The following is a 575-nucleotide window of genomic DNA, read 5'->3' on the forward strand; positions in this document are numbered from 1 at the left end:
TCGCTGCTCCTGCCGCTCACCGTCTCGAAGCACATATGCGCCGGAATGCCGAGATCGAGCGACGTCTCTCGCGCCCACTCCCGCCGGTTATCGACGTAATGCGTCAACGACTTCTGCTTGGTGTCGAGATCGATGGTAGCGACACGCTGACCCGCCTTGATCAGCGCGATGGCGACGTGCATGGCAATTGTCGATTTGCCAGAGCCGCCCTTGTTGTTTCCGACAACAATGACTCGTGCGTTTGTCATGGGATTCCATACCGGACGCTTGAGTGAGAGCAGGACGAAATAACATTAAGGGAATGCCTCGAATCTCCCTGATTCGACGAATCTCGACAAGAGTCGCCGCGACATTGTCGTGATTTAAATTCGATCGGTTGCGACGTCATTCTCGCAACCACAACCTCTCAGGGTACATATCATGAACGCAACTGGCGTCCGGGATTAACGCCCCTGGAACACGGCGGCGCGGCGTTCCACGAAGGACTTGATGCCCTCGGCCGCATCCGATGTGTTGAGCACGCGCTCGCGGATCTCGGGAATGATCGCAATCGCCGCCTGCTCGCCGGCCTCGAT

Annotated in this window: 1 protein-coding gene; it reads right to left on the reverse strand. The window is 57.6% G+C overall.

Going from position 1 to position 575, the window contains the following annotated elements:
* Positions 1-248, reverse strand: a 248-nt coding sequence (locus ACA511_RS40620) for a division plane positioning ATPase MipZ (RefSeq protein ID WP_375030086.1), incomplete at its 3' end; no start/stop codon positions are given.
* Positions 249-575: the final 327 nt, after the last annotated feature.

This window comes from Actinomadura sp. GTD37, assembly GCF_041951365.1.
Lineage (GTDB): Bacteria > Actinomycetota > Actinomycetes > Streptosporangiales > Streptosporangiaceae > Spirillospora.